The following is a 2,999-nucleotide window of genomic DNA, read 5'->3' as shown; positions in this document are numbered from 1 at the left end:
GTACGAGGACGAGTCATGTTACCCGAAGAAATCAAGCACAAGCTGGCTACCCTGTCCCGCCCTGGTTGGCGCCCCCGAGTCGGCCCGGCGGTGCCGGGGGCACGCTCCAAATTTGGTGGGCTACCACTGCTGAAAGAGGGTGAATCCTGGCCCTGCTGTGGCCATTGCCACCAGCCCATGCAGCTGTTTGTGCAGCTGGATTCCCAGGATGTCCCGGTGGATGGGCGCGCGGCATTCGGTGACGGGGTGCTACAAGTGTTCTATTGCACCAACGGGGAAGAAGACTGTGAAGTGTTGGGGCACGCGCACCTGCCCTTCTCCGACGCTTCTCTGGTACGAGTGATTCCCCGGCAGCAGGCCGGTGGTTTTGATGCCCTGCCGGTGGGCATACCGGATGCGTTCCCCGAGCAATCATTGACTGGCTGGCAGCGGGTAACGGATTTTCCAGACCACCAGGAAACCGCTGCCCTCAACGATGATGATATGCCCGATGGCATGGTCGCCCTGCTCCAGGCGCACCGCCCTGCCCCGCGTCCGGGCGACAAATTTCTCGGTTGGCCGCACTGGGTAAAAGAGGTGGCCTACCCGTCCTGCCCTTGTTGCGAAAAGCCGATGAAATTTATTTTGCAGCTGGATTCAACGGACACCCTTCCCTTCTGGTTCGGCAACAGCGGTTGCGCCTATGTTTTCCAGTGTGAAAACAGTCCGCAGGTACTCGCCATGAGCTGGGAAAGCCGCCCCTGAATTTATGAAAATTTCCTGGAAATTTTCATAAACTGCTCAATTTTTTCCTCTTTCCTGGCGGTATTGCTGCGGCGAAACGCGCATCACTTTCTTGAACAGCCGGGAAAAATAATATGGATCATCGTAGCCCAGCTGCAGCGCGATGGCGGCCACGCTCTGGTCGGTGATATCCAGCAGGTAGCAGGCATGGCTAACCTTGATGCGCAGGAACGCCTGCATGGGGGTTTGCCCGGTCTGGCGTTTGTATTCCCGAATAAAATGGTAGCGGGACAAATCGCTGGTGGCGGCGATCAGTGTATCCAGGCTGAGGCGTTGGTCCATGGCCGTTTGCAGGTAGCTGTTTACCCGTGCCACATCCAGGGTGGCGTGGCGTACCTGGTGCTGGCGGCGCATCAGGGCCGCGTAGGCGAGCAGGCTGCGTAGCAGGTTGGCCGCGTAAATCAGGTGTTCCGGCTGGGCGCTGGTGGCTGCCGCCATCAACGCCTGAAAATCCTCCGCCAGGCGGGAATGGACGCCGACCCGGACCTTACGGATGCCTGGCTGGTGTTGCCCGGCAATTTCGTCGAAATATCCCTGCACTTCAGGCCCGCCCAGATGCACCCAGTAAATGCTCCAGGGGCGCTGCGGGTTGGCGTAGTAGCGATGGGCCAGCCCGGCAGGCAACAGCAATAGCTCACCGGCCTCAACCGGCTGGCTCAGCCCTCCGTAAGCCACCTGTCCTGCCCCGGAGACACAGTAGATCAACAGGTCGTCCGCCGGATGCTGGCGTGCCATGCGGTGCCCGCTGGCCTGCGGATAAAAGCCCACCCCATGGGGCATGCAGCCAGAACAAAGCGGATGATCGCGGACACTGGTCAGCACCGCCGGGGGGATCACGGTGCGTTGGCCGCTGTCGGGCAATGGCCAGCGGGAAGTCTCGGCGGTTGGTCGTTCCTGGTATTCCATAAACAGCAATATAGTCCATCTTGGTCAAAAGTGGCTATCTGCATGGCAGAAAAGCTGTGCTACAACAGGGACAACGCTTGTAAGCAGTCACGCTTTACGCTGGCGCGCCCAGCCGAAAGCCCGAAAAAGGATGGAGAACCCGATGGCCCACCAATTACCCCTGCTGATTAACGGTGAATTTGTTGCCAGCCAGACTGACCAGTGGATTGCGGTAACCAACCCGGCCACCCAGGAAACCCTGTGTGAGGCCCCGGCGGCCACCGCCGAGGAAATGGAGCGGGCCATTGCGGCGGGCAAGGCCGCCTTCCAGACCTGGAAAGAAGTGCCGGTCTCCGAGCGAGCCCGGTTGATGCTGCGCTACCAGGCGCTGCTGAAAGAGCATCACGACGAAATTGCTGAAATCCTCAGCCAGGAAACCGGCAAAACCTTCGAAGATGCCAAAGGGGACGTGTGGCGCGGCATCGAAGTGGCCGAGCAGGCCGCCAATATCGCCTCGCTGATGATGGGCGAAACCGTGGAAAACGTGGCCCGCAGCATCGACACCCATTCTTGGACCCAGCCGCTGGGCGTGTGTGCGGGGATCACCCCGTTCAACTTCCCGGCCATGATTCCCCTGTGGATGTTCCCGCTAGCCATCGCCGCGGGTAACACCTTTGTGCTCAAGCCTTCCGAGCAGGACCCGATGACCCCCAACCGTCTGGCGGAGCTGTTCCAGGAAGCCGGCGCGGCGCCGGGCCTGTTGCAGGTGGTGCACGGTGGCAAGGAGCAGGTGGATACCCTGCTGTCGCACCCGGACATCAAGGCGGTGTCGTTCGTAGGCTCGGTGCCGGTGGGTCAGCACGTGTACCGCACGGCCACCGACAACATGAAGCGCGCGCAGTGTTTTGCCGGCGCCAAGAACCACATGGTGATCATGCCCGATGCCAATAAGGAGCAGGTGGTCAGCAGCCTGGTTGGGTCGTCCTGCGGGGCGGCAGGGCAGCGTTGCATGGCTATCAGCGTGGCAGTGTTCGTGGGCGATTCCAAAGCCTGGATCGATGAGCTGGCCAGCCAGTTTGCCCAGATTCGTCCCGGTGCCTGGAATGACCCGGAGGCCGCCTATGGCCCGCAGATCAGCCCGGCTGCCAAACAGCGGGTGTTGAAAATGATCGAGCAGGGCAAGCAGGAAGGCGCCACCTGTTTGCTGGATGGCTCCGATTGCACCGTGGAGGGGCTGCCGGAGGGCAACTGGGTTGGGCCGACCCTGTTCACCGATGTGACTGCCAACATGGCGATTTACCAGGAAGAAATTTTCGGGCCGGTATTGTGCT

Annotated in this window: 3 protein-coding genes; 2 read left to right on the top strand and 1 reads right to left on the bottom strand. The window is 60.8% G+C overall.

From position 1 onward, the window contains the following. The coding region (locus A3754_RS12185; RefSeq protein ID WP_231880606.1) for a DUF1963 domain-containing protein at window positions 1-744 on the top strand (744 nt) is incomplete at its 5' end. A gap of 36 nt (window positions 745-780) precedes the next feature. On the opposite strand, the gene A3754_RS12180 is transcribed toward A3754_RS12185, so the two are convergent. Then, window positions 781-1,689, bottom strand: coding sequence for an AraC family transcriptional regulator (locus A3754_RS12180; RefSeq protein ID WP_063519904.1), 909 nt, complete (start codon window positions 1,687-1,689; stop codon window positions 781-783). A gap of 142 nt (window positions 1,690-1,831) precedes the next feature. Between A3754_RS12180 and mmsA the strand changes: the two genes are divergently transcribed. Continuing rightward, window positions 1,832-2,999, top strand: a 1,168-nt coding sequence (gene mmsA, locus A3754_RS12175; protein ID WP_063519902.1) for a CoA-acylating methylmalonate-semialdehyde dehydrogenase, incomplete at its 3' end; no start/stop codon positions are given.

The sequence above is a fragment of the Alcanivorax sp. HI0083 genome, from assembly GCF_001635175.1.
The sequence above is the reverse complement of the archived record's forward strand: the minus strand, read 5'-3'. Positions and strand labels throughout refer to the sequence as shown.

Bases quoted from the DNA above. Each gene is read 5' to 3' on its own strand.
- A3754_RS12180 (WP_063519904.1), bottom strand. From the start codon at position 1,689: ATGGAATACCAGGAACGACCAACCGCCGAGACTTCCCGCTGGCCATTG.